This window comes from Vibrio anguillarum (assembly GCF_003390515.1).
Lineage (GTDB): Bacteria > Pseudomonadota > Gammaproteobacteria > Enterobacterales > Vibrionaceae > Vibrio > Vibrio anguillarum.
Genome location: NZ_CP031479.1, coordinates 3,022,196 through 3,025,998, shown reverse-complemented (window position 1 = coordinate 3,025,998; position 3,803 = coordinate 3,022,196). Strand labels below are relative to the sequence as shown.

The window sequence follows — 3,803 nt, the reverse complement described above, 5'->3', positions numbered from 1 at the left end:
GCATAACACTAAACTCAAACACAACAACCGAAACCACCGCGGCTCAATGGGACTGGAAACGCCGCGCGTTGACAGTCCCTCTTGAGGCGTTTGTTATGCATTACAAACCACCGGCTAAATCCAGAAAGTTACCTGTGGAAAATGATGATTTTTCAGACGATAACCAATAAATTGCCTCAGCGACTTCATCAGGCAAACCACCACGTTGCATTGGGATTTTATTTTTGAGTCGTTCTATACGGTCAGGCTCTCCACTGTCAGCGTGCATATCGGTATAAATCAATCCTGGGCGAACACAGTTAACTCTGATACCTTCCGCGGCAACTTCCAACGACAGACCTTTTGTTAACGTGTCAATTGCACCTTTTGACGCTGCATAATCGATGTATTCATTCGGTGAACCTGTTCGAGCGGCTCCCGAAGAAACATTAACTATGACACCACCGAAACCACCATGACGAGTTGACATTCGTTTCACTGTTTCACGACAACACAAGAAATAACCTGTCACATTGTTGATGAGAATTGAGTTAATCCTCTCTGCACTCATTTCGTCTAAGCGCATCTGCTTCTTTAAGATACCAGCATTGTTGACAAGAACAGAAACAACACCAAGCTCTTGGTCAACGGTTTCAAACAGTTTAACAACATCACTTTCTTTGGAAACGTCAGCTTGAACCGCAATACAATCACCACCTAACGCTTTGATTTCTTCAACGAGAGTATTAGCAGCCTCAGCATTAGATTTGTAATTTATGCATACGGAAAAACCGTTTTGAGCAAAAAGTTTTGCTGTCGCCGCACCAATCCCTCGGCTACCGCCAGTAATAACAACTACTTTTTGAACGCTCATTATTCATCCTTTTAACGCTGAATTTGATGTAATGCATAACGCCCGCTTAAGGGGCAGACAACGCTACTACTAACTTTCCGCATAACACCATAACCACCGAAATCAACGCATAATAAAAATGCCGCGCGTTGGCTGTCCCTCTTGAAGCGTTTGTTAAGCAGCATTTCCACGTAAACACTCTTCGGTGATATGCTTAGCGACCGATTCTGGATTTTCAACACCAGCGTAATGCAGAGCAAGGTGCAGCCTCAACGAGTCCTTTGCGTCTTGTGATTTTACAGCTTCAGTAATCAGCTTTGACTCTGCGTGTAACCTATCACTGCGCAGTTTGTCGAAGAATTCCCCCATTGATTTTTGAGCATTCCTTGATTGTACGAAGAATAGACCAGCGACTGCGTCCATAATAATTCCAGCAGTAAACTGAGCAATAGTGGCTGTTGTTGTTCCTTCAGTATGTAAAAACGCAGAAATGACTATTATCGCAAAACCAAGAGAAGCAAAAATCATACTGAACCAAAAGCTGACTTTCGATTGGCTTAGGATTTGTGAGTAATAACTGGCTAACTGCTCTATTTCAAAGGGCACTTCTTTTTCAGGTTGTTTCTGACTATGTTCGTATGCTTCTTTAAAGCGACTCATCTCTTCTGATGGCGCTTCAAACTCTAAACCACCAAAACGTACTTTCTTCAATACCCCCGCTTTTAGCGCACCAACTATTGAAGTAATAGCCACAGCAACTGACAAGCCTGCCGTGATAACTGCTACTGTATCTTTTAAAGCAAATTCAGCTAATACTGACATTATATCTCCTGCTGCTTAACGCCCAATTAAGGGGTGAACAACGCTACCACCCATACCTAAAGCATTGTGCCATAAACACTAAATTTGAAGTAGAAGCAAAAATGCCAAGCGTTGTGAATCCCTCTTAAATTGCTTGTTAGAACTATTTATCACCGATGGACGCTTCGTACTTTTCTAAATTCTCTAGGTGTTGCAATATCCAACACGTCCAATAGCTTATAGATCGTAGTGACCAGTTTTTCTCTATCATGATCAGCAACAAACATTGCTCGAAGTAAGTAGAAGTACTCTGTTTCGTTAGCATTGAACTCATACTCTACTTCTAGTCCACATTTTCCGGTTCCCGATAATTTGAAACCACCAGTTTTGTAGTCTTGTTCAAAGTACACTCCAGTAATATAGCCCTCACCAGCCTTTTCGTGCCGTTTAACATCGCTTATATCAATAGTTGATGAAAAAATTTCTTTAGCTTTAACGTTGTTTATTAGTAGTTCAGATACCTCAAGAGCTCTAACTACCTCCAACTCTTCCGGAATATGGAATTCGTGCTCAACTTTATTTCGGAGGTTTCTAACCTCAGAAATCATGAAGCTTGGTGCAAAGCCTAAAGCACAGAACAACCTAAGACTCATAGGTTTGATGTCTTGTTCTTTTTCGGATAGTACGTGAGCACAGAAATCCAAAGCACTCTTCTCTATATTATTTGGATCTATAGATAAACTTCTTAAAACGACTTCAATTAGACAATCGATACTTCGCTTCGCATTGGATAAAGCATTGATTAAACCTTTAGGACTTATTTCGGACATGTCTTTTTGAGCATAACTTAGATAATCAAAAGGCATCACCTGAAATTTAAAGCCAAATTTAATATTGTCATGAGCCCCTACACTGATATTCGTATAGTCAAGCTTCACGTGCTCGAACACCTGTTTAGGTGAAGATACTTTTCCTATTTCTTTACTCATAATCCCAAGATAGTTCTAACGCCCAATTAAGTGGTGAACAACGCACTGACCAAGCCGCTGCATAACACCGTAAAACGCTTTACCTGACGCATAGTAAAACTGCCACGCGTTGAGAATCCACTTGAATTGCTTGTTATGTGAATTTTACCGTGAATTCAAAGTAAACCACCGTAGAAATGAAGAAATTTGAATAAGTTACGTACAAAAACGATGCTGACCAAAACCTAAATTTCACAGCGATCTTAGCCAAAGAGAGCCACTTGCAGAATCAACAACAAAGAAAGCGCCCTTTCAGCTACAACAAAACCTTTTGCTTCACCAGATTTTCAGAGCTGAATATCAGCAAGCAAATCAGTCAAAAAGACATTTCAATTGAAGCGATTTGAAACTGACGAAATTCAATACAAACCAGATCCAAAACTCAATTGAGGCAACCCAAGAACCTTAAAAACGATCAATCTCAGGTTGTTCAAGAATCCATTTCGAGCAAGCCAACTTGCCGAAAACACGGAACGAATTCTCAATGAAATCGTAGATTTAACCTCAAAAACTCATCAAACACATAACGCCGCATTAAGGGGCAGCCAACGCTACTACCAACTTTCCGCATAACATCGTAATCACAAAAACCAACGCATAATAAAAATGCCACGCGTTGGCTGTCCCTCTTAAATGCTTTGTTAGGCTATTTATTACAACCTTGCGCCGTAGCGCTAATAATCTGAGTAATTCTCGTCGATTATTTTTCTATGCTGTACATGAAACTGACTAGACAGATAATTGTAACCAGCCGAACCAGGAGGAAAATCTAATTCATTGGACCCAATTTTTACATAGAATGCAGGACCACGAGAGCTGTCATAAACTTCAACTTCGTGCCAGCCGTATGACTGTATATCAATAACTCGAATATACTGTGACTCCATCTCTGTACGAGCATGATCACTACTTTGAGCCGGAATCATTTCCTCCCATTGACGGTCTACATCCTTCAACGTCACTAAAAAAAACCTAGCTTTCTTTGCCATAACTTGACCTCTATTTTTCGATAATAGCCTAACGCCCGGTTAAGGGGCTGACAACGCAAAACACTGAACTCAAAATAACGACCGTAATCACAAAGGCCGATTTGAACAAAAACCGCCACGCGTTGGCAGTCCATCTTTAACCGTTTGTTATGC

The 3,803-nt window shown here is 40.8% G+C and carries 4 protein-coding genes; all 4 read right to left on the bottom strand.

Features of this window, described 5'->3' with window-relative positions; all coding sequences use genetic code 11:
• Positions 1 to 100: 100 nt before the first annotated feature.
• Positions 101 to 853, bottom strand: coding sequence for an SDR family oxidoreductase (locus DD616_RS16530; protein ID WP_208871936.1), 753 nt, complete (start codon positions 851 to 853; stop codon positions 101 to 103).
• 153 nt (positions 854 to 1,006) lie between these two features.
• Positions 1,007 to 1,654 (bottom strand): TRADD-N-associated membrane domain-containing protein, encoded by a 648-nt coding sequence (locus DD616_RS16525; RefSeq protein WP_114709450.1) that lies wholly within the window; start codon positions 1,652 to 1,654, stop codon positions 1,007 to 1,009.
• Positions 1,655 to 1,803: 149 nt separating this feature from the next.
• A complete protein-coding gene (locus DD616_RS16520) occupies positions 1,804 to 2,622 on the bottom strand; it encodes a hypothetical protein (protein WP_208871935.1) in 819 nt (272 codons plus the stop codon).
• Positions 2,623 to 3,335: 713 nt separating this feature from the next.
• Complete coding sequence (locus DD616_RS16510; protein WP_208871934.1) at positions 3,336 to 3,650, bottom strand: hypothetical protein; 315 nt, start codon at positions 3,648 to 3,650, stop codon at positions 3,336 to 3,338.
• Positions 3,651 to 3,803: the final 153 nt, after the last annotated feature.